This window comes from Stenotrophomonas muris (assembly GCF_052751275.1).
The window spans coordinates 2,746,204-2,767,530 of sequence record NZ_CP199879.1; the positions used below are offsets into that span (position 1 = coordinate 2,746,204).

At 64.9% G+C, this 21,327-nt stretch carries 23 protein-coding genes and 7 tRNA genes; 5 read left to right on the top strand and 25 right to left on the bottom strand.

What is annotated here, in order from left to right; genetic code table 11:
* Positions 1-676: 676 nt before the first annotated feature.
* Positions 677-767, bottom strand: a tRNA-Ser gene (locus ACUVWL_RS12775).
* A gap of 165 nt (positions 768-932) precedes the next feature.
* Between ACUVWL_RS12775 and ACUVWL_RS12780 the strand changes: the two genes are divergently transcribed.
* Positions 933-1,637 carry a PP2C family protein-serine/threonine phosphatase gene (locus ACUVWL_RS12780; RefSeq protein ID WP_014036153.1) on the top strand — a complete coding sequence of 235 codons (705 nt, stop codon included), beginning with the start codon at positions 933-935 and terminating at the stop codon, positions 1,635-1,637.
* Between the two features lie 111 nt (positions 1,638-1,748).
* On the opposite strand, the gene dnaQ is transcribed toward ACUVWL_RS12780, so the two are convergent.
* Genes dnaQ through ACUVWL_RS12795 form a run of 3 tightly spaced genes read right to left on the bottom strand, consistent with a single transcriptional unit; the run spans position 1,749 to position 3,594 of the window.
* Positions 1,749-2,480 carry a DNA polymerase III subunit epsilon gene (gene dnaQ, locus ACUVWL_RS12785; protein ID WP_014646158.1) on the bottom strand — a complete coding sequence of 244 codons (732 nt, stop codon included), beginning with the start codon at positions 2,478-2,480 and terminating at the stop codon, positions 1,749-1,751.
* 4 nt (positions 2,481-2,484) lie between these two features.
* A complete protein-coding gene (gene rnhA, locus ACUVWL_RS12790) occupies positions 2,485-2,937 on the bottom strand; it encodes a ribonuclease HI (RefSeq protein WP_014646157.1) in 453 nt (150 codons plus the stop codon).
* Positions 2,938-2,949: 12 nt separating this feature from the next.
* The gene (locus ACUVWL_RS12795) at positions 2,950-3,594 is read right to left on the bottom strand and encodes a methyltransferase domain-containing protein (RefSeq protein WP_041863105.1); all 645 of its coding nucleotides are present in this window, start codon (positions 3,592-3,594) and stop codon (positions 2,950-2,952) included.
* 11 nt (positions 3,595-3,605) lie between these two features.
* Between ACUVWL_RS12795 and gloB the strand changes: the two genes are divergently transcribed.
* Positions 3,606-4,370 carry a hydroxyacylglutathione hydrolase gene (gene gloB, locus ACUVWL_RS12800; protein ID WP_049440253.1) on the top strand — a complete coding sequence of 255 codons (765 nt, stop codon included), beginning with the start codon at positions 3,606-3,608 and terminating at the stop codon, positions 4,368-4,370.
* Entirely contained in the window at positions 4,367-5,569 is a 1,203-nt protein-coding gene (locus tag ACUVWL_RS12805; protein WP_169410548.1) for a lytic transglycosylase domain-containing protein, read from the top strand. The genes gloB and ACUVWL_RS12805 overlap by 4 nt, the downstream gene beginning before the upstream one ends.
* 175 nt (positions 5,570-5,744) lie before the next feature.
* Here ACUVWL_RS12805 and ACUVWL_RS12810 read toward each other — a convergent pair whose 3' ends face one another.
* From ACUVWL_RS12810 to ACUVWL_RS12910, 21 genes are all read right to left on the bottom strand, one after another.
* Complete coding sequence (locus tag ACUVWL_RS12810) at positions 5,745-7,700, bottom strand: peptidyl-prolyl cis-trans isomerase (protein ID WP_445978403.1); 1,956 nt, start codon at positions 7,698-7,700, stop codon at positions 5,745-5,747.
* A gap of 181 nt (positions 7,701-7,881) precedes the next feature.
* A tRNA-Asp gene (locus ACUVWL_RS12815) sits at positions 7,882-7,958 on the bottom strand.
* A gap of 106 nt (positions 7,959-8,064) precedes the next feature.
* Positions 8,065-8,141: transfer RNA gene (locus ACUVWL_RS12820), tRNA-Asp, on the bottom strand.
* An 87-nt stretch (positions 8,142-8,228) separates the two neighbouring features.
* Positions 8,229-8,305 (bottom strand) — tRNA-Asp (locus tag ACUVWL_RS12825).
* 83 nt (positions 8,306-8,388) lie between these two features.
* Positions 8,389-8,465: transfer RNA gene (locus ACUVWL_RS12830), tRNA-Asp, on the bottom strand.
* 26 nt (positions 8,466-8,491) lie between these two features.
* A tRNA-Val gene (locus ACUVWL_RS12835) sits at positions 8,492-8,566 on the bottom strand.
* Positions 8,567-8,577: 11 nt separating this feature from the next.
* A complete protein-coding gene (locus ACUVWL_RS12840; RefSeq protein WP_004146343.1) occupies positions 8,578-8,850 on the bottom strand; it encodes an HU family DNA-binding protein in 273 nt (90 codons plus the stop codon).
* 219 nt (positions 8,851-9,069) lie between these two features.
* Entirely contained in the window at positions 9,070-11,517 is a 2,448-nt protein-coding gene (gene lon / locus ACUVWL_RS12845; protein WP_445978404.1) for an endopeptidase La, read from the bottom strand.
* A gap of 143 nt (positions 11,518-11,660) precedes the next feature.
* The gene (clpX, locus tag ACUVWL_RS12850; RefSeq protein ID WP_014646099.1) at positions 11,661-12,950 is read right to left on the bottom strand and encodes an ATP-dependent Clp protease ATP-binding subunit ClpX; all 1,290 of its coding nucleotides are present in this window, start codon (positions 12,948-12,950) and stop codon (positions 11,661-11,663) included.
* Between the two features lie 126 nt (positions 12,951-13,076).
* On the bottom strand, positions 13,077-13,703 hold the full coding sequence (gene clpP, locus ACUVWL_RS12855) for an ATP-dependent Clp endopeptidase proteolytic subunit ClpP (RefSeq protein WP_019659528.1): 627 nt from the start codon (positions 13,701-13,703) through the stop codon (positions 13,077-13,079).
* Positions 13,704-13,777: 74 nt separating this feature from the next.
* Entirely contained in the window at positions 13,778-15,073 is a 1,296-nt protein-coding gene (gene tig / locus ACUVWL_RS12860; RefSeq protein WP_014646097.1) for a trigger factor, read from the bottom strand.
* A 262-nt stretch (positions 15,074-15,335) separates the two neighbouring features.
* On the bottom strand, positions 15,336-16,469 hold the full coding sequence (locus tag ACUVWL_RS12865) for a tyrosine-type recombinase/integrase (protein WP_445978405.1): 1,134 nt from the start codon (positions 16,467-16,469) through the stop codon (positions 15,336-15,338).
* The gene (locus tag ACUVWL_RS12870) at positions 16,466-16,783 is read right to left on the bottom strand and encodes a hypothetical protein (protein WP_445978406.1); all 318 of its coding nucleotides are present in this window, start codon (positions 16,781-16,783) and stop codon (positions 16,466-16,468) included. Before ACUVWL_RS12870 ends, ACUVWL_RS12865 begins: the two co-directional genes overlap by 4 nt.
* Before the next feature lie 445 nt (positions 16,784-17,228).
* Positions 17,229-17,378, bottom strand: coding sequence for a hypothetical protein (locus tag ACUVWL_RS12875; RefSeq protein ID WP_445978407.1), 150 nt, complete (start codon positions 17,376-17,378; stop codon positions 17,229-17,231).
* Complete coding sequence (locus ACUVWL_RS12880; protein ID WP_445978408.1) at positions 17,378-17,734, bottom strand: hypothetical protein; 357 nt, start codon at positions 17,732-17,734, stop codon at positions 17,378-17,380. The genes ACUVWL_RS12875 and ACUVWL_RS12880 overlap by 1 nt, the downstream gene beginning before the upstream one ends.
* A 152-nt stretch (positions 17,735-17,886) precedes the next feature.
* Entirely contained in the window at positions 17,887-18,030 is a 144-nt protein-coding gene (locus tag ACUVWL_RS12885; protein WP_164114688.1) for a hypothetical protein, read from the bottom strand.
* A 118-nt stretch (positions 18,031-18,148) separates the two neighbouring features.
* The gene (locus ACUVWL_RS12890) at positions 18,149-18,331 is read right to left on the bottom strand and encodes a hypothetical protein (RefSeq protein WP_445978409.1); all 183 of its coding nucleotides are present in this window, start codon (positions 18,329-18,331) and stop codon (positions 18,149-18,151) included.
* Positions 18,328-18,522, bottom strand: a complete 195-nt coding sequence (locus tag ACUVWL_RS12895) for a hypothetical protein (RefSeq protein ID WP_445978410.1) — start codon at positions 18,520-18,522, stop codon at positions 18,328-18,330. Before ACUVWL_RS12895 ends, ACUVWL_RS12890 begins: the two co-directional genes overlap by 4 nt.
* A gap of 116 nt (positions 18,523-18,638) precedes the next feature.
* Positions 18,639-19,055: a hypothetical protein gene (locus ACUVWL_RS12900; protein ID WP_445978411.1), complete on the bottom strand. Its 417-nt coding sequence runs from the start codon at positions 19,053-19,055 to the stop codon at positions 18,639-18,641.
* A gap of 97 nt (positions 19,056-19,152) precedes the next feature.
* Positions 19,153-19,383, bottom strand: coding sequence for a hypothetical protein (locus ACUVWL_RS12905; protein ID WP_445978412.1), 231 nt, complete (start codon positions 19,381-19,383; stop codon positions 19,153-19,155).
* A gap of 9 nt (positions 19,384-19,392) precedes the next feature.
* Complete coding sequence (locus tag ACUVWL_RS12910; RefSeq protein ID WP_445978413.1) at positions 19,393-19,590, bottom strand: hypothetical protein; 198 nt, start codon at positions 19,588-19,590, stop codon at positions 19,393-19,395.
* 904 nt (positions 19,591-20,494) lie between these two features.
* Between ACUVWL_RS12910 and ACUVWL_RS12915 the strand changes: the two genes are divergently transcribed.
* Positions 20,495-21,187 (top strand): hypothetical protein, encoded by a 693-nt coding sequence (locus tag ACUVWL_RS12915; RefSeq protein WP_445978414.1) that lies wholly within the window; start codon positions 20,495-20,497, stop codon positions 21,185-21,187.
* 51 nt (positions 21,188-21,238) lie between these two features.
* Positions 21,239-21,322: transfer RNA gene (locus tag ACUVWL_RS12920), tRNA-Leu, on the top strand.
* The last annotated feature ends 5 nt before the right edge of the window (positions 21,323-21,327 follow it).

Sequence of the window (21,327 nt, forward strand, 5' to 3'; positions counted from 1 at the left end):
CGACGCGCAGAGCGCGTCGCGTCCCGCGCCAGATCAGTACAGGGTCACTACGGCGTGATGCCCGCCGCGCATCCACGCACCGCGCGGATCTCCCGTGATGCATCTGGAGGACCAAGCCCCTCTGTTGAGGGGCTGCCCCGACAGGGGCGGGGAGAGGCCGGCAAAGGGAGGCGCCCACGCGTTGCGCAGCAACGTGTGGGGCGACGCGCAGAGCGCGTCGCGTCCCGCGCCAGATCAGTACAGGGTCACTACGGCGTGATTCCCGCCGCGCATCCACGCACCGCGCGGATCTCAGTGATGCATCTGGAGGACCAAGCCCCTCTGTTGAGGAGCTGCCCCGACAGGGGCGGGGAGAGGCCGGCAAAGGGAGGGGCCCACGCGTTGCGCAGCAACGTGTGGGGCGACGCGCAGAGCGCGTCGCGTCCCGCGCCAGATCAGTACAGGGTCACTACGGCGTGATGCCCGCCGCGCAACCACGCACCGCGCGGATCTCAGTGATGCATCTGGAGGACCAAGCCCCTCTGTTGAGGGGCTGCCCCGACAGGGGCGGGGAGAGGCCGGCAAAGGGAGGGGCCCACGCGTTGCGCAGCAACGTGTGGGGCGACGCGCAGAGCGCGTCGCGTCCCGCGCCAGATAAAGAAAAAGGGCTGCCTTTCGGCAGCCCTTTTTCTTTATCTGGCGGAGAGGGGGGGATTCGAACCCCCGAGGCGCTATAAACGCCTGCCTGATTTCGAGTCAGGTACATTCAACCACTCTGCCACCTCTCCGGGTGGTCCCCGGCGGACCGGGGACGCGCATCATACGAGGAAGTCAGGCCGACGACAAGTCATTCCGGTCAATGAAGTGAAAATTTCCTGGATGCATGCCTTGCCGGATGCCCGCAGCCCCCCGATGATGCCTGTCTCCCCAGCAATACCCCGCCCCTGCACACCATGATCGAATTCGGACACCTCACCCACCCCGGCCTGCGCCGCGAGCTCAACGAAGACACCTACTACGGTGACAGCGAGCTGGCCCTGTGGCTGGTGGCCGATGGCATGGGCGGCCACGCCTGCGGCGAGGTGGCCAGCGCGCTGGCGCGCGAAACCATCGTGCGCGAGATCCGCCGTGGCGCGCCGCTGGCCCAGGCCATCCGCACCGCCGACGAAGAGATCATCCGCGCCTCGCGGCGGCGCAACGACACCCTGCCGATGGGTACCACCGTGGTCGCCGCACGCGTGCAGGGCAATCGCTATGAAGTGGCATGGGTCGGCGACAGCCGTGCCTACCTCTGGCGTGACGGCCAGCTGGCACAGCTCAGCCAGGATCACAGCGTGGTGCAGGAACTGGTCGCGCAGGGCAACCTGACGGCCGAACAGGCACGCGCGCATCCACATCGCAACGTGGTCACCCAGGCGCTGGGCGTCACCGATCCGGCACATCTGAACGTGGCCACCACCAGCGGCGAGCTGCGCCCCGGCATGCAGCTGCTGCTGTGCAGTGACGGCCTGACCGAGGAAGTGGACGACCGCGGCATCGCCCGCACCCTCGCCTTCGAGGATGCAAGCGCACAGGAATGCGTGGACACGCTGGTCGCCGCCGCGCTCGACGGCGGTGGCCGCGACAACATCAGCGTGATCCTGGTGCGCTGCCATTAACCCGTAGATCCACGCCATGCGTGGAGGCGGTAGTGCCGGCCGCTGGCCGGTTCACCGGGAAACGTGTTCACGCAAATGCCGGCCAGCGGCCGGCACTACCTCTTCCAGGCATTACGCGCTGGCGGCCTCTTCCACCTTCGGCCCATCCCACAGTGCGTGGCCGGCCTTCTTGCGCAGCCGCTCCAGCCGCGCGGCATGCGCTTCCAGCTCCGACGGCGTGGCCATTACGCGCGGGCGCGGCAGCAGCTTGCTGGTATCGAAGGCCTGCAGCGCCGCACCGGCGCCACCGCCATCGTCATCCCCCAGGCCGAATCCGATCTCTTCCTGCCCCGAGGTCAGCGCGATGTACACGTCACCCAGGATCTGCGCATCGAGCAGGCCGCCGTGCAGCGCACGGTGCGAGTTGTCAACGCCCAGTCGCTTGCACAGCGCATCCAGCGAATTGCGCTGGCCCGGGAAGCGCTCGCGCGCCATCACCAGGGTATCGATCACTGTGCAGCGATCGGTGATCTTCCCGTACTGCGGGCCCAGCAGCGACAGCTCGTTGTCGAGGAAGCCCAGGTCGAACGCCGCGTTGTGGATGATCAGCTCGGCGCCATCGATGAAGGCCAGGAACTCATCGGCGATCTGCGCGAAGTCCGGCTTGTCAGCCAGGAACTCCAGGGTCAGGCCGGTGACTTCCTGCGCGCCCTGTTCGAACTCGCAGTCCGGCTTGATGTACTGGTGGTAGTTGTTGCCGGTCGGGCGGCGCTTGAACAGCTCCACGCAGCCGATTTCGACGATGCGGTTGCCCTTCTTCCATTCCAGGCCGGTGGTTTCGGTATCGAGGATGATCTGACGCATGGGCTCAGTTTACCGGGCTGGCGTCGCGGATCTGGATGGCCGCGTTGCGCGCCAGCGTATCCACCCGCTCGTTGTCCGGGTCACCGGAGTGGCCCTTTACCCAGCGCCAGTCGATCTGATGCCGCAGCGTCGCGGCATGCAGGCGCTCCCACAGCTCGCGGTTCTTCACCGGGTCGCCGCCGGCGGTCTTCCAGTTCTTGCGGATCCAGCCGGGCAGCCACTGCGTCAGGCCCTGCCGCACGTACTGCGAATCGGTATAGAGCACGATGTTGCAGGGCTCGGTGAGCGTCTCCAACCCGGAAATGGCCGCCATCAGCTCCATCCGGTTGTTGGTGGTGTGCGCTTCGCCGCCGCTCAGTTCACGCTCGTGGCCCTTGTAGCGCAGCAGCGCAGCCCAGCCGCCGGGGCCGGGATTGCCAAGGCAGGAACCGTCGGTGTGGATTTCGATGGTTTTCAATACAACTCCAGATCAGGTGGCAACGGTGCCGAGCCAACGCACCGGCAACGGTTTCGGCCCGGGCAGGGCCAGCGTGCGCTTTTCAGCATGGAACAGGCAGGCCGCGCGCAGCGGCGCCCAACCGCCCGTGCGGCGACTGCCTGCACCGCGCCAGAGCGGGCCGAGGTAACGCATATCGTCGCACTCCAGCCCGTGGCGGCCGAGCAGCAGGCGGATCCGCTGTGGCGTGCGCACCACCAGTCCGTGCTGGCGCCAATGCGTGCGGTAAGGGCTGAACGGGTTGAGGCTGCTCAGCCACAGGTGGCCGCCCGGCATCAGCACGCGCTCGCACTCGTCCAGCAGTCGCTCCGCATCGCCCGCGGTCACATGCTGCAGCACGACCGCGTTGACGCTCTCGCTGGCCAGCGGCAGCGGCAGCGCACAGCGGGTGTCGCCGGCATAGCCCTGGCCCTGCCGGAACAGCCGCAGCCCGCGCCCGCCCAGCTGCGCATCCTCCAGCCAGGCCGCACTCGGTGCGATCCACAGCCAGGGCTGCGTCGGCAGGACAGACAGCTGCGGCAGCAGCAACTGCCGCTCCAGCACGCGCAAGGAGCCCGCCGGTTCAGTGTCGAACCACGGGGCCTGGCTCGCTTGACGGGTGCTCTGCAGCGCGGGCATGGTCCAATTCTATGCGACTGACTGCCCTGCCCGCATTTGCGGACAACTACATCTGGACGTTGATCGACGACGCTGGCGCCGCCGTGGTCGTCGATCCCGGCGATGCCGCGCCGGTGCTTGCGCTGGCCGATCAGGGCCTGCGCGTGGACACGATCCTGCTCACCCATCATCACGATGACCACATCGGTGGCGTGCCCGCGTTGCGGGCACGTTTTCCCGGTGTACGGGTCATCGCGCCCGTCGAGGAGCGCATCCCTGCAGCGACCGAGCGGGTCGGCGAAGGTGAACGCGTTCAGGCACTGGGCCGGACGTTCCACGTACTATCCGTGCCCGGGCATACCCGCAGCCACATCGCGTTTCACACTGCTGAACATCTTTTCAGCGGAGATTCGTTGTTCAGCCTGGGCTGTGGACGCCTGTTCGAAGGTACGCCGTCCCAGCTGCTGGCATCGATGCGCAAGCTGGGTACCTTGCCCGCGCAACTGCTGCTTTGTTGCGCCCACGAGTACACCGTGTCAAATGCCGTCTTCGCGCGGCATGTCGACCCCGCCAACGCTGCCCTGTGGCAGCGCCAAGAGGAGGCTTTGGCCATGCGCCGCGATGACCGTTCCACCCTGCCGGTAACCCTGGCCAACGAATTCGACTGCAATCCGTTCCTGCGTGTGCACACGGCGCCGATCCGCGCGGCAGTGTCGGCGCACCTGGGCCGCGACGTCGTTGACGACGTCGACGTCATGGCCGGTCTCCGGCACTGGAAAGACGGCTTCCGCGCATGATGCGCCGAAGTCTGCCGCTGGCCCTGGGCCTGGTCCTGGGGCTGGCCGGAACCGCCGGTGCCCAGTCGCTGGGCGCGGGCATCGGCCAGAACCTGGCCGCCGCGGCGGCCCTGCCGCTGGATCCGGCCGCGTTGCCGGCCGCGTCGGTCCGCAATGGCCAGGAGATCTTCTCCAGCTTCCGCGACGGCCTGGCCGAGCCCACCTGCAATGCCGAGGCCACCAGCCCGCGCTGGCAGAAGCAGTTCGCCCACGCCCCGTCGCGCCTGGCCAACCAGGATGACGATGCGCTGGTGCTGTTCGGCTACGTGGTTGAAGAGCTGCGCAAGGCCAACCTGCCTACCGAATTCGCACTGATCCCGTTCGTGGAAAGCGGCTACCGGCCCAATGCCCGCAATGGCAGCGGCCCGACCGGCCTGTGGCAGTTCATCGCCACCACCGCGCGCAACCACCGCGTGCCCATGGCCAACGGCTACGATGGCCGCCTGTCGGCGGTCGATTCCACCCAGGCCGCAGTGCGCTACCTGAAGACCCTGCACGGCATGTTCGGCGGCGACTGGCGCCTGGCCACCATGGCCTACAACGCCGGTGAGTACCGCGTGTTGCAGTCCATGCGCAAGGCCGGCATGAACGCGCAGAACGCCAAGCCGTCGGCGCTGCCCGGCCTGTCGCCGGTCACCCATGCCTACGTCGAGAAGCTGCACGCCCTGGCCTGCGTGCTGGAAGACGTGGAAGACCAGCCGGGCGTGATGGCCTCGCTGGACCGCACCGTGCCGGTGCTGAAGGACCACACCCTGCCCGCCGGCACCAGCGTCCAGCAGTGGGCCGCACAGCGCGCCCTGGACCCGGCCAGGATCGCCCGCCTCAACCCCGCCCTGGCGGGCGGTGGCCGCGCCTCGTCGGGTACCACCCGCGTGCTGGCTCCTGTCTCGGCTGCCAATGCGACGGTGGCGGACACCGCATCCGTCTTGGTCGCCAGCGCTGCGCCGGTCGCCACCGCAGCACCGACGTCGCAGGTGGCCAAGACCGTCGCCGCGATCGCCGATCGTCCGCGCAGCCGCCGCCACACCGTGCGTGATGGCGAGTCGGCCTGGACCATCGCCCGCCGCTACGGCATGCCGGTCAAGGCCCTGTTGTCGCTGAACGGCCTGAGCGGCAGCAGCGTGCTGAAGCCGGGCGCCGTGCTGCGCGTGGAAGACTGAGTCCGGCGCGGCACCGCCGCGCCCTGCCCTGTTTCCTGCAGAGCCGAGCCCTTGCTCGGCTTTTTCATGCCTGCGCCCGGCAGACGCAGTCGAGCATGGCTCGACGCTACACATCGGCAGGCACAAAAAAAGGCCCGGCAGTGCCGGGCCTTTCTCATGGATGCAGCCGCAAGGCTTACAGGTTCGCCTCGGTGGTCTGGATCACGAACTTCTTGCGCATCGCCTCGATGTAGGCCTTGGCCGCGGCCATGCCATCGATCTGGCTCAGCTGTTCCTTCAGCTGCTTCTGCTGCTCTGCAGTCACTTCCTTGATGTCGCCCGGATTGACCTTGTTCACCGCGAACAGCAGCGCGTGGCCATTGACGTCGACCTTGCCATAGCTCGGCTTGCCTTCGGCCGGCACCGGCGCACTGAAGATCGCGCGGTTGATTTCCGGGGTCGGCACCGGCTGGCTGCGCGGCAGGCCCGGCATCGGGCTCAGCTGCAGCTTCTCGCTGGCGGCCAGCGACTGCAGGGTGGCACCCGCCTTCAGCTTGGCCAGGATCGCATCGGCCGCCTTGTCGCTGGCCTGGCGCTGGCGGTCAGCGCGGATCGCGGCGATCACCTGGTCACGAGCCTTGTCCAGCGGCAGGGCCTGTTCCGGGGTGTGCGCAGCCACGCGGATGACCACGCTGTGGTTGGTCGCGCCCCCCAGGGCGATCGGGTCACTGGCGGTGCCGTCCTGCACCAGCACGTCGGAGAACGCCGCACGCAGCACGGCCGGGTCAGCGGCAATGCCACTGGCGGTCGCGCGGGTGATCGGGCCCAGCGTCTGCAGCGGCAGGTTCACCTCCTTGGCGGCAGCGGCCAGGTCGCTCGGGCTCTTGTTGATGGCATCGACCAGGCGACCGGCCAGCTCGTTGAAGCCACGCTCACCGTCGGCCTTCAGCTGTTCGGCGGCCAGCGTGTCACGCACTTCCTCGAACGACTTGCCCTGGCCACCGCGCACAGCGGCCACCTTGATGATGTGGTAACCGAACTCGGTCTTCACCGGGCCGATCACATCACCGGCCTTGGCCGCAAACAGCGCGTCCTCGAACGGCTTCACCATCGCACCGCGCTCGACCCAACCCAGGTCACCGCCCTGGTCCTTGGAGCCCGGATCTTCCGAATTGGCCTTGGCCAGCGCGCCGAAATCGGCACCAGCGGCCTTGGCTTCGGCAGCGATCCTGCTCGCCTTGGCTTCTGCACCGTCACCGGTGATCAGGATGTGCGAGGCCTGGCGCTGCTCCGGCGAGGTGAACTTCGCCTTCTCGTCTTCATAGCGCTTGCGCAGGGTGGCTTCATCGGCCGCCGCCGGTGCCGGAAGGTTCGCGCCGTTGATCTCGACGTATTCCAGCGACACGCTCTCGGCCTGGCGGAAATCCTTGCCGTGGCTGTCGTACCACTGCTTGATCTGCTCATCGGTCACCGGCGCGGTATCGGCCGGTACGGGCGGCAACGCGGCCAGCTCGACGTCGCGGGTTTCGCCCAGCAGCTTCAACAGGCGCTCGGTCTCGGCCTGGGTGACGAAGCCGGAGCTCTGCAGGCCCGACGGAATCACCGACTGCTGCAGGCTCTCGCGCACCAGCTCCTGGAACTGGGTCGGCGTACGCGGCGGGTTGCCGCCGGCCAGGGCCAGGCGATAGTTGTTCTCGTTGAACTTGCCGTTCGAATCGAGGAATGCGGGCATGGTCGCGATGTACTCGCGCACCGCGCCGTCGCCGATCACCACGCCTGCCCGCTCACCGACCAGGCGCACGACCTGCTCGTCGATCAGCTGATCGAGCACGGCCATCTTGTTCTCGGTGCTCTCGAACGCGCGCGGGTCGAAGTTGTCGCCCTGCTGCTGGCGCTCACGCATGCGCTCCTGCTCGAAACGCGTGCGGAAATCCTGCGAGCTGATCTCGTGGTGCTGCCACAGCATGCGCACCGGCCACCACGACGGCGCCGAACGCCACCAGGTCGGCGGCGCGGAAACCTTGGCCACGTTCTGTGCGCCAACGCCACCGAGGTAGCTGTTGTCGATCACGAACAGGAACGGAATCATCAGCAGCCCCAGGATCACAGTGACGATCCAGCCTGAGGTCTTGTCGCGGAGTTTCTGCAGCATGGTGAGGAATCACAAGGCCTTATTGGCGAGCCCGGCAGTGTAACCCGCTTCGCCGCAGGGACCAAAAGCAGCGCCAGCGCGGCCTGCGCCCACATCGGCAGGCATGCGCCATCCGCGTGTCGGCCATTTCCACCATGGCGCAAAGAAAAAGCCCCCGGCTTGCGCCGAGGGCTTTTGAAGTTGGCGGAGCGGACGGGACTCGAACCCGCGACCTCCGGCGTGACAGGCCAGCATTCTAACCAGCTGAACTACCGCTCCGCGCTTGAACTTTGCAGGCGCCCAGTATATCCGAAGACTGTCTGGAAACCCAGCCCGATGAACACTTTTTTCAAAGTTTTTTCACAGGGACTTAAGAATTCTGCAATGGCGGAGCGGACGGGACTCGAACCCGCGACCTCCGGCGTGACAGGCCAGCATTCTAACCAGCTGAACTACCGCTCCGTTCTTGCAAAAACCTTTTCGCCTTCCTTCCGAACCTGTCGGTGAGAAGACAAGGCCCCCAGCTTCAGGCCGGGGGCCTCGATGTAGTGGCGGAGCGGACGGGACTCGAACCCGCGACCTCCGGCGTGACAGGCCAGCATTCTAACCAGCTGAACTACCGCTCCGCGTTGTTACCTTTTTTGCTTTCAGCCGGCCTGGACCGGGGAGAAAACAAAGCCTCCAGCTTTTGGCCGGAGGCCTCGTTGAATGGCGGAGCGGACGGGACTCGAACCCGCGACCTCCGGCGTGACAGGCCAGCATTCTAACCAGCTGAACTACCGCTCCACACTCAAACTTTTACCGCGGTGCTGTGGTGGGTGCTGAGGGTTTCGAACCCCCGACCCTCTCCGTGTAAAGGAGACGCTCTACCGCTGAGCTAAGCACCCCAGCGAGCCGCTTAGTTTACAGCATCCTTCAGGGCCTTACCAGCCTTGAACGACGGATTCTTCGAAGCAGCGATCTTGATGGTGTCGCCGGTCTTCGGGTTGCGGCCGGTGCGGGCAGCACGGTCGCGGACCTGGAAGGTACCGAAGCCAACCAGGGTGACCGCATCGCCGTCCTTCAGCGCCTTGGTGACGGCAGCAACGACGGCATCGACAGCGCGGCTGGACTCGGCCTTGGTCAGGTCTGCAGCTTCAGCAACGGCATCGATCAATTCGGTCTTGTTCATTCTCTACAACTCCTTTGGCGGTGGGTTCCGCTTATTCGACAGGGAAGCAACCGCACGCGCTCTGCATGCGGCCGCCATGTGGAAACGGTTCGCCGAATTCAGCGATCGCCAGACTGCGATCACTCATTCGCGAGTGCTGCTTTTATACCAGTGGCCCTACCCCCACGCAAGCTGGAAAGCCAGCAACGACGCGGGTTTCGGGCCATTGGACAGCGCGCGTCAATGCTTGACGCGCGCGTTTCCACTCGGTTTGGCCTTGCTGCGCACCGTGACACGTTGCGCACTCTTGCGCGCCTTCTTCGGTGCCAACGGACGCTCCAGCGCCAGGTCCAGGACTTCTTCGATGTACTTCACCGGCACGATCTCCAGATCGCGGGTGACGTTGGCCGGGATGTCGGCCAGGTCCTTGCGGTTCTCCTCGGGAATGATGACCGTGCGGATTCCGCCACGCAGTGCGGCCAGCAGCTTCTCCTTCAGTCCACCGATGGCCGTGACGCGACCACGCAGGGTGATCTCGCCGGTCATCGCCACGTCGGCACGCACCGGCACCTTGGTCAGCATCGATACCAGCGAGGTGACCATCGCCGCGCCGGCACTCGGGCCGTCCTTCGGCGTAGCGCCATCGGGCACATGCAGGTGCACGTCGTGCTTCTGCAGGAAGTCGCTGTCGATGCCGAAGCCGACGGCGCGCGAACGCACCACCGACAGCGCCGCTGAAGCCGATTCCTTCATCACGTTGCCGAGCTGGCCGGTCAGGATCAGCTGGCCCTTGCCCGGCACCAGCGTCGATTCGATCTGCAGCAGATCGCCACCCACCTCGGTCCAGGCCAGGCCGGTGACTAGGCCGATCTCGTTCTCTTCCTCGGCACGGCCGAAGTCGAAGCGACGCACGCCCAGGTACTTGTCCAGGTTCTTGCTGGACACGCTCACCAGCGCCTTCTTCTTCGCGCCCTTCTTCGCCTTCACCGGCTGCGGGCCGGCCAGCGCGATCTCCTTCACCACCTTGCGGCAGATCTTGGCGATCTCGCGTTCCAGGTTGCGCACGCCCGACTCGCGCGTGTAGTAGCGCACGATGTCCTGGATGGCGTCACTGCCGATCTCCAGCTCTTCCGGCTGCAGGCCGTTGGCCTTGACCTGCTTGGGCACCAGGTAACGGGTGGCGATGTTGAGCTTCTCATCCTCGGTGTAGCCGGGGATGCGGATCACTTCCATGCGGTCCAGCAGCGGGCCGGGAATGTTGAGCGAGTTCGAGGTGGCCACGAACATCACTTCAGACAGGTCCAGGTCCACTTCCAGGTAGTGGTCGTTGAACGCGTTGTTCTGCTCAGGGTCGAGCACTTCCAGCAACGCCGAGGACGGATCGCCGCGGAAGTCCATCGACATCTTGTCGATCTCGTCGAGCACGAACAGCGGGTTCTTGCTGCCGACCTTGTTGAGGTTCTGCACGATGCGGCCCGGCATCGAACCGACGTAGGTGCGACGGTGGCCACGGATCTCGGCCTCGTCACGCACGCCGCCCAGCGACATGCGCACGAACTTGCGGTTGGTGGCCTTGGCGATGGACTGTCCCAGCGAGGTCTTGCCCACGCCCGGCGGCCCGACCAGGCACAGGATCGGGCCCTTCATCTGCTTCACGCGCGACTGCACCGCCAGGTATTCAAGGATGCGTTCCTTGACCTTCTCCAGCCCGTAGTGATCGGCATCGAGGGTGTCCTGCGCCACCTTCAGGTCCTTGCGAACCTTGCTGCGCTTCTTCCACGGCACGCCCAGCAACCACTCCAGGTAGTTGCGCACGACCGCCGCTTCGGCCGACATCGGCGACATCTGCTTGAGCTTGTTCAGCTCGTTGCGCGCCTTGGCCTCAACGGCCTTCGGCATGCCGGCCTCGGCGATCTTGCGCGCCAGCTCTTCAAGCTCGCCAGGCGCATCGTCCAGGTCACCCAGTTCCTTCTGGATGGCCTTCATCTGTTCGTTGAGGTAGTACTCGCGCTGGCTCTTCTCCATCTGCGACTTCACGCGGCCGCGGATGCGCTTCTCCATCTGCTGCACGTCGATCTCGCCGTCGACCAGGCCGACCAGCATCTCCAGGCGGTCACCGACGGTCAGCGTTTCCAGCAGGCGCTGCTTGTCGGCCAGGCGCACGCTGATGTGCGCGGCGATGGTGTCGGCCAGGCGCGCCGGCTCATCGATGCCCGACAGCGTCTGCAGCAGTTCCGGCGGCAGCTTGCGGTTGGTCTTCACGTACTGCTCGAACAGCGACATCAGCGAGCGGGCGATCGCCTCGACCTCGCGCGCTTCGCGCTCGTCGCTGGCGTCGATCTCCACGGCCTGGCCGTGCAGCGAGCCGTTGCGCTCGTCAACGTGGGTGACCTGCACGCGCGACAGGCCTTCGACCAGCACCTTGATGGTGCCGTCGGGCAGCTTCAGCAGCTGCAGCACCTGCGCCAGCGTACCGACCTGGTAGAGGTCGGCCGCATGCGGGTCGTCGGTTTCGGCCGACTTCTGCGCCAGCAGCAGGATGCGCTTGTCCGCCTCCATTGCCTGTTCGAGCGCGTGCATGGACTTGTCACGGCCGACGAACAGCGGAATGACCATGTGCGGGAACACCACTACGTCGCGCAGCGGCAGGACCGGCAGGTCGAGGGTTTCACTTGGGGAACGGGCCATGGGGGCTCCAGGGAAGGGGGAAAACCGCCTCCGGGAGGGCATCTTCCGGAGACAAAAAAAGCCGATGGCCCCGTTATGGGGCCATCGGCTTTCAGATGCAAGGCATTCCTTGAAAATCCTTTCCAATCAACAACCTGGAAGGATCACTCGGCGCCTGCGGCCTTCTGTTCAGGGACCGCCGGGGTCTGGTAGATCAGGTACGGCTCGGACTTGTGCTCGATCACCGATTCGTCCACCACCACCTTGCTGACGTTTTCCTGCGACGGCAGGTCGTACATGGTGTCCAGCAGGACCGATTCGACGATGGTGCGCAGGCCACGGGCACCGGTCTTGCGCTTGAGCGCCTTCCTGGCGATGGCCGACAACGCGTCCGGACGGAACTCCAGCTCGACGTTCTCCATCTCGAACAGCTTCTTGAACTGCTTGGTGATGGCGTTCTTCGGCTCGGTCAGGATCTTGATCAGGGCCGGCTCGTCCAGCTCCTCCAGGGTCGCCACCACCGGCAGGCGGCCGACGAACTCCGGAATCAGGCCGAACTTGATCAGGTCTTCCGGCTCGACTTCGGCCAGCACCTTGCCCACTTCCTGCTTGCGCTCGCTGCTCTTCACCTTGGCGCCGAAGCCGATGCTGCCGACGTCGGTGGAACGGGCCTGGATCACCTTGTCCAGCCCGGCGAACGCGCCGCCGCAGATGAACAGGATGTTCTTGGTGTCCACCTGCAGGAATTCCTGCTGCGGATGCTTGCGCCCGCCCTGCGGCGGAACGCTGGCCACGGTGCCTTCGATCAGCTTCAGCAGGGCCTGCTGCACGCCTTCGCCGGACACATCGCGGGTGATCGACGGGTTCTCGCTCTTGCGCGAGATCTTGTCGATTTCATCGATGTAGACGATGCCCTGCTGTGCCTTCTCGACGTCGTAGTCGCACTTCTGCAGCAGCTTCTGGATGATGTTCTCCACGTCCTCGCCCACGTAACCGGCTTCGGTCAGCGTGGTGGCGTCGGCCATGGTGAACGGCACGTTGAGCAGGCGGGCCAGGGTTTCGGCCAGCAGCGTCTTGCCCGAACCGGTCGGGCCGACCAGCAGGATGTTCGACTTCGCCAGTTCGACGTCGTCGTTCTTCTGCCGGCTCTCGATGCGCTTGTAGTGGTTGTACACGGCCACGGCCAGGGTGCGCTTGGCGCGGTTCTGGCCGATCACGTACTGGTCGAGGACCTCGAGGATCTCGCGCGGCTTGGGCAGCGAACTGCGCGCCGACTGCGCCTTTTCCTCAAGTTCCTCACGGATGATGTCGTTGCACAGCTCCACGCACTCATCGCAGATGAATACGCTCGGACCCGCAATCAGCTTGCGCACTTCATGCTGGCTCTTGCCGCAGAAAGAGCAGTAGAGGATCTTGCCGGTGTCCGTGGAACGACCTTGGCGGTCTTCGCTCATGCTTCGCTTACCCAGTTACCCCACCCGCTGAACGGGGGTTCGATTCGAGAATAGCACAGGGCCGAGGGGACACCAGTCCCGCCCGACCCTGCAGGAACGGGGCCTCCCTGGCCCCGTGAAGGCCGGTCAACCGGCCTGGATCGACTCATCCGGACGACGCTCCAGGACCTGGTCGACCAGACCGTAGGCCTGCGCCTCGAAGGCGCTCTTGAAGTTGTCGCGCTCGGTGTCGCGGGCGATCGTCTCCAGCGACTGGCCGGTGTGCTTGGCCAGGATCTCGTTCAGGCGCGAACGCAGGGTCAGGATCTCACGCGCGTGGATGTCGATGTCGGTGGCCTGGCCCTGGTAGCCGCCCAGCGGCTGGTGGATCATCACGCGCGAGTTCGGCAGCGCATAGCGCTTGCCGGCTTCGCCCGCGGCCAGCAGCAGGGCGCCCATCGAGGCGGCCTGGCCGATGCAGGTGGTGCTCACATTCGGCTTGATGTACTGCATGGTGTCGTAGATCGCCATGCCGGCGGTGACCACGCCACCCGGCGAGTTGATGTAGATGTTGATGTCCTTTTCCGGGTTCTCCGATTCCAGGAACAGCAACTGCGCCACCACCACGTTGGCCATGTGATCGTCGATCGGGCCCACGAGGAAGATCAGGCGCTCCTTCAACAGGCGCGAATAGATGTCGTAGGCACGCTCGCCGCGGCTGGTCTGCTCGACCACCATCGGAACCAGGTTCAGGGCTTTGGTTCGGTTGTCCATTACGTGAGGTACCTATCTTGGGGGGCAACAACCCCGCGCCGGCAAAGGCGCGGGGCATCCGGTGATCCGCCGGCTTACTGGCGGATCGCGTCCTGGAACGACAGCTTCTCTTCGGTGTGCTGGGCACGCTCGGCGATCCAGTCGATCACCTGCTCTTCCATCACACGGTTCTGCAGGCCAGACATCAGCTGGGGGTCGTTGCGGTACATCTCAATGACCTGCTCCGGCTCTTCGTAGGTCGAGGCGATCAGACGCATCGTTTCGTTCAGGCGCTTGGCTTCCAGGCGCAGGTCGTTGATGCGGGCCACTTCACCGACCAGCAGGCCGACCAGCACGCGCTTGGCGGCGGCGTCCTTGAAGCCTTCGTGGGCATCGGCCGGGATCTCGCCGACGTTCTGGCCGTTGCGGCGCAGCTGCTCGACCTGCTGGGCCAGCATGGCGCGGGCTTCGTTCTCGACCAGGCGCGGCGGCATTTCCACCGACGAGTAGGCCGCGATCAGCTGCTCGCCCACTTCGCGGCGCAGGCGGTTCATCAGCGCGCCCTTCAGCTCACGCTCCAGGTTGGCGCGGATGTCGCTGCGGAACTGCTCGACGTCGCCCCCCTTCACGCCGAAGCTCTTGATGAAGGCTTCGTCGACCGCCGGCACGACCGGCTCGGACACGTCGGCAACCTTGACGGTGACCTGCACGGTCTTGCCGGCCAGCACCGGCACGCGCCAGTCAGCCGGGAACTCGACGTCCAGGGTCTTCTCTTCGCCCTTGGCCAGGCCGACCAGGCCCTTTTCGATGGTGTCGAACATCATGCCCTGGCCGAGCACGATCGAACCCTTCTCGGTGCCCTCGGCCGGCAGGCGCTCTTCGCCGGCCTGCGACCAGGTTTCCACCGCGACCAGGTCACCGTCCTGCGCGCCACGGCTGACCGGGGCCCAGGTGCGACGCTGGTTCTGCAGGTTCTCGATCATCTGGTCGATGTCGGCGTCGGTGATCTCGGCGGTGTGGCGCACGACGGTCAGCTTGCTGACGTCGATGTCGCCGAAGTCCGGCACCACTTCCACGGTGGCCACGAAGGAGAACTCACCCTCGTCGCCCTTGTCGATGCGCGGGCTGCCGACGACGCGCAGGTCGTGCTCGCGCACGGCCGCGTCGAAGGTCTCGCGCAGCAGGCCGTCCAGCGCCTCGCCACGGACCTGCGCGCCGAAGCGCTGCTCGATCACCTTGGCCGGCACCTTGCCCGGACGGAACCCCTTGATGCGGGTGGTACGGGCGATTTCGCCCAGGCGGCCGGCGATGTGGCTCTGCAGACGCTCTTCCGGCAGCGAGAAGCTCAGGCGGCGTTCCAGGTTGCCGGTGGATTCGATCGAAGCTTGCATGTTGACTCCTGCCACCGGTGGCCCAGGCCCCCGGCTCGATGATTGGGATGAAACGGTTGTTAGGACACGACGTCTGGGACGCGCCTGCTTGCCGCAGCCCTTTAGTTTCGCCCAATTCGGCCTGCACTGCCAGCGCGTGCCGGTCAAGGGGGCGCCGATGGCCCGATCAGGGCGGGGACAGGCCGGCACTGGTGCGAAAGGGGGGACTCGAACCCCCACGCCTTGCGGCACTGGAACCTAAATCCAATCCGGTCCGAGCTAACTATTTGACTACGTAGAGTTTAGCGCCGTTTTGTGTGCCAGACGAAAGGGCTTGTGCCTCCGCCTTCGGATTTCCATCAGGGAACGGAGGCACATCCGATGACTGCAGCTTCTTCATGGCGCCCTTCAGGTTGCTGGCGGACAGGTGCGCGTAGCGCTTGGTCACCTCCACCGAGCTGTGTCCCAAGAACGCGGCCACGGTGTAAATCTCCTCGCCGGACTGGATCAGGCGGCTGGCCGTGGTGTGGCGCAGGGTGTGAAGCGTCACTCCCTCAATGCCCAGCTTCAGCATCACCACCTGGAGCGCGCGCCCGGCGTTCTGGCTTGTCCAGCGTCCGTGGACCGGCGAGGCCAACATCTCCCGGGCCGAATACGACGCCCTTGGCGTCAGCGGGACCATGCGCCCCCTGCCCGACTTCGTGTCGCCGTGAGGTAGATGCACCAGCCAGTCGCCGTCGCGGTCCTGGACGAGGCGGTCCTTGGTCATCACCTCCAGTGCCTCCGTAGCCCGCATGCCCGTGTCCAGGAGGAGGATCACGAGGTGCCACAGGTAGCTGCGCTCCTTCATACCCGGGGCCGTGTTGTCCGCGAACCAACCGAGCAGGCGCTGCTCTTCCTCTTGCGTGAGGTAGCGCTCCTTCACGTTGTTCTCGGGCCACGAGGGCAGCTTCGGGACGCGGTACGCGCTGTCCTCCCGGTACGCATAGTTCAGGGCGGTGCTGATCGCGGACACATAGCGGTTCTTCGTGGCCGCCTTCATGGGCTTGGGATGCGCTGTACCCACCTGCAGGCTATCGAGGTAGTCCCTGAGACGGTCATGGGTGATCAGATCGCGGGGCCAGTGGCCGATTTCCCGCATGATCTTGCCGACGAGCTTCCGCTTCTCCGGCTCAGACTTCTGGCCGCGCCAGACGTGCTCTAGGGCGACTTTGAGGGCGTCCCCGAGGGTGCCCGTCGGGGCCGCAGAAGGGGTCATCAGGTGTTCGTTGACGATGCGCAGGGCCTCAGCTCGCGCCTCCATCTCGATGGATTTCCCTGTACTGATCCTCATCCGCTCGCCGTTATTTCCGGCAAAATGAACGTAGAACGGTCCGCCCGGGGACCGCCTCTTGAGGGTGATGTCTGTAGCGCTCATGCAAGGTTCCTTAGAAGTTTGTCCACGGCGGTCCGGCCGGCTTTCGTCAGGCGGACCAACCGGCGGCGTCCATCAGCCGGATCGAGGAAAAATTCAGCCAACCCGTGTTCCTGGCACATCAGCTTCAGGTTGCGGGAGGTGGTGCTCTGGGCCGATTCAGTGGCCTTTTCGATAGATGCCTGCTCCGCGCCTGCCTCGCCCGCCTCGGCGATCATCAGGAGCGTCAGCACTTGCCGGTTCGTAGCGTCCTGGCCCAGCAGCTCGGCGGCGGTACGAAGTAGGCGAAGCGACTTGTGCAGCGACATCGTATCCATGGTGGATATCCTTTAAGTGATGGGCAAACGGAAGGAGAAAAGCAACCGCCAACGGAAGACTACCACGGCGAAGTTAACGAATCCCGAATGTCGGGACGATTTCAGACGGTCGGCTACTTCGCCGGGGAGCAGTGTTTCGATTGCAAACATCGGGTGTTCTCAGGTGGTGAAGAGACGCAGTCTGCGCGGGTCCAGTCGCGCGGCTTGCGATTCGGTGAGGCACTCCCTGCTCATCCGTATGACGCTTCCTTCCGTACTACTCGCCACCAGAACCGAATGGTTCAGGTGCCGCGCCTACACGGGACATTAGGTACTGCAAAGCCCGTGCCACTCTGAAAAATGAATGCGGGTTGTCCCCTCCCCGCTCACTGGCGTTTGTTCCTGGGGACGAGGATGCAGGCCGCACTGGCAGCGGCCCACAGGGCGAGGATCAGGTTCGCCAGAGTCATGGCCGGGCCGCCTTCAGACTGCGGTTCATTCGCTCGACGTACGCAGCGGCGTCCTCAGGGGTTGCCTCGGTGCGCACGAGGGGCTCGTGATAGGTGTCGGGACGGTGCAGGTAGACGCGGCAGGTTCCGTAGGTGCGCAGTTCCATTAGCGCCCCTCCGCTTCAATCATCTCGGCCAGCTTGGCGTCCACTGCGGCGCGCAGCGGCGGCAAACCGGTGGCCGCGTAGGTGTTCACCCACCACATGCCCAGAGGCTCAGCGATGTCGTAGGCCCAGCAGCCGCCAGTCCAGCCCTCTGCAGTCGCGTCGATCTGCGCCCAGGTATCGCGCAGGGCCGCATCGCAAGCGCCCAGCATCTCGCCGATCAGGCCGCACTCGCCGTCGGCCACGGTCAGGTTGTCGTAGGGCTTATCCTTCAGCGCCTTCAGCGCCTGATAGGCACCGATGGTCAGATAGGCGGTGTCCAGCGGGTCGCGCTGGCGGCTCACGGATTCGTTGCTCATGGGTGTGGCTCCGATGCACAGACGCGCAGCGCCGGGCCGCCTGAGGGGCACCGGGCGGGCGCTTTGGGATGGGTAGGAAGTGGCGGCGCAGGGGCCGCGAGCGGGCCGCGTAGGGCCGCGCTCCGAAGGGTGGCGGCAGGGCCGCTAGGGCGTTACAGGAACAGCTTGGTGAAGGCCGCAGCGGCGCCGAAGAAGGCCGCACCGACGACGAACGGATACCAACGCGATTCCGCGTTGATCTTCGACGTTTCGGCGATCAGCTTGGCAATTTCGGCGTCTACCTTTTGGGCGTCCATCGACTTAGCTCGGGGTGTCATCGGGTGTCCTCAGTGTACTGCGCACTTGGCGCGTGGTGGGTGAAGTGGTTCCGTGGTGTCCGCCTCAATGCCAGGGCGTAAGGCGGACACGGCGGAATCACTGCTGGGCCGCGTAGGCGCGGTAGACGGTGGCTAGCTCGCGGTAGGAGACGGCCTGCCGGGTATGGAACGCGGCGCGGTGGGCGTGCCCTGCGGCCGCGTCCTCTGCCGCCCATGCTTCGTGTTTAGCGGCGACGGTATCCGCGTCGGTGGCGAGCTTGAGGTCTGCGTTTCTGCTCATGCGAGAGGATCAATCCGGGTGATGGTTGAGGTGTTGAGCGTCAGGCCGCGCTTCCAGCTCTCCTGATGCTCTCGGGTGATTCGCGCCTTTGCCCCGGCCTCTGTGTAAAGGCCGTCATCGTTGAGGCTGTAGAGCGGCACAGGCTCGCCCGGCATTTCGTGGTACTCGACAGTCACTGCGTATCGGCGCATCAGGTGTTCTCCAGAATCCAGCGGTGTGCGTTGATGTGGTCTGCGGCGTCGTGCATGGGGTGTCCCCGTGGTGGTCAGCGGATGCGCCCTCAGGGAAGGCGCACCGACTGGCAACCTCAGTTGTTCACAAGCAGCATTTCGGAGTAGCCCATGGCCGTGCCGATGGCGCGCAATGCGTCCTCAATCGCTCGGTGGCCGACACCGGCAATGGACTTGTGCAAGCCAATGCCCGCGCTTTGGATCGCGGCAGCAGCAGCCGACGACCGCTTGCAGTAGCCGTAGCCGCCCGCCTGCCCGTGCCCCGCGGTGTAGTAGGAGGCACCACCGCTGTACTGGCCGCCGACCCAGATAGACGCGTAGACCGTCGATGCTCCGCGAGACCTGCCCATGTAGAGCCTCAGGGTTACAGCGGTGAACATCTCGCCGACTTTGTTCCGCACTACGAGGTTGAACGTCTCGACAGTCTCTTTATCCCCGCCGAGGTTCTTTCCGTTGTCTTTGGGGGCGCTCAGGGTTGCGACTTGTTCGTTCATGGGATGCATATCCTTTAACTGATGTATTAGAGAAAACGACGGGCCACAGCGCGGCCGATGAGGTAGCCCGACAGGCAGCAGGCGGCGAATACGGGAATCATGCGTGGTAGTCCTTCAGAGCGTTGGCGAGCAGGCCCGCAGTCATCAGGTTGTCGCAGTCGGCTACCCAGGTGAAACCGATGGTGTCCTTCGGCATCACGTAGACGCTCCACACTGCGCCCTTATCCAGCGGGTCGCAGGCGAGCATTTCGCCGTCGTGATCCTCGCGGCGTGGGCCGTACTGGATCATGGTGCCGTCTGCAGCGGTCAGAAACGTGTCGTGTGCCATGCTCATTCCTCAGTAGGTGAACTCGGTGGACAGGATCGTGCCGCGCTTCACGTAGACCTCCCGGCTTACGTTGTCGCAGTCGATCAATGCGAAGCGCTTCGTACTGGGGCAGTAGTCGCCGCGCTGGTAGGTGCGGGCTTGCTCGCTGCCGTCTTTGTTGACCTTGCGGACAAACTCGCCGCGCTTGATATCCTCAACAGGCTTCATGCGGTGTTACTCCGGTGGGTTCGTTGATGCACCCTCTAGCGAAGATGCATCCCCAAGCCTTGCGGGTGGGTGGCGCTATGTTGGGAAAGAGCGGAGGGGCTGAACCCCTGTCCCGTTGGCCTCAGCGCCGCTGGTGAGAGAATCATCCCATTGCGGATGCATCTCCGTCAACGGATATTTCATAAGTGATTGATTTGTATCCTGTGCAGGATGCGTCGAGAGGCGCATTTAGGGCACTCGAATAGGCCCGCAGCCTTACTGCCCCAACACTTGCGCAGTTTTCGACAGGTGCATACCTGCCCTGTGCTGCCCCATCTCATATAGGCGCGCGTGGGCGCTCCTCAGGAACCCTCAGGCGTCCTCAGGTGCGAGCAGCAACGATGCAGCGCCCTGCCCTCAGGCATGCCCCTCAGCGATCCTCAGGCGGCCTAGCGCTGGTCCTCAGGGGCCAGCGGTCCCCGTGGCCTCAGGGATGCCGCAGGTAGGCAGTGAGTGGGCCTCAGGTGTGCGTGGGTGGCCGGGTCGAAAAAGACAGATAGGGGCGAGAGGGCGCGGGAATCCGCAGGCCCTCAGGCATCCCCATGCCCTGCCCTATGCAGCCCCTCAGGCCACCTCAGGCATGCCCCATGTGTGCCTCACAGGATGCGCTATCCAATGCACTGCCCTTGCCCATCAATCACTTACGCCGCAGGTGTGCCCGATGTGTGCCATCTAGGCCCCCGAAGGTGCCCTCAGGACGGCGGAAGGAGGCCAGGGCGAACGCGTTCCGACGCAGGGGGCCAGGGGGGATTTGGCGCAGTCCGATCTATCGATGCCCCTTCGGATTTTTCTGCAGAAACCGCTCGTTGCGCGCGCCCATTACCTGCTGCAATCTAACTAGGACACAGCGCCCCAAGGTCAACCTATGGAAAGAGACAGCATTTTTAAGGAACACCACTTCAGGGAGCTGCAACGCCGCGATAGTCTGCACAGCGGTCTGTCGCTCACCATCGGCGTCGCGACGTTGATCGTGGGAGGACTAGCCAGCCTAACGAAGGAGATACCACTGGGGAGCCAGTGGCTGACCAAGCTGCAGTTCGGCCTCGCGGGGATCACTGCGCTCACCACGCTTGCTACCATTTTCTGTATCGCACGCGCTCTAATTGGATACCGATACGCTCAGTTCGCTGATCCACGGAAACTGTTTGAGCGGAGAAAGGAGTGGTTGGAAACCCATGATGGGGACGAGAGTAAAGCGCAGGCGTCCTTCAACGAACAGGTGGATGAGCTGTATGCGTCCAATGCCGGGCACAACGGCGAAAACAACAAGACAAAAAGCACTTGGGCTGCAAGAGCCAATCGTTGTCTGCTCTTCTCCCTTTTAGGCTTCTTTCTGCTAGGGAGCATCCAGTTGCTGGGCAGCCTTGGCAAACCCAAGGAGCCGTTTCAAGTAGTCCTCAAACAACCAGGAGTCGTCATGATTCAGAAGTCTGAACCCGAGAAGCCCGCCCCGTCCCCGGAGCAGCCTGCAACCCAAGACAAGCCGGTCCCGCCCCCGCTGGAAACGATCTACTCCCAGGATGGCAAGCTGCCCAAGCCGCCTGCCGGCTACCGTTAACTCCTGACGGAGGGCCAACACGGCTCTCCTCAGGTACACTTGCCGGGCACTGCGGGATTGGCGGAATTGGTAGACGCAACGGTTTTAGGTGCCGTCGCCTTTGGCGTGAGGGTTCGACTCCCTTGTCCCGCACCACATCA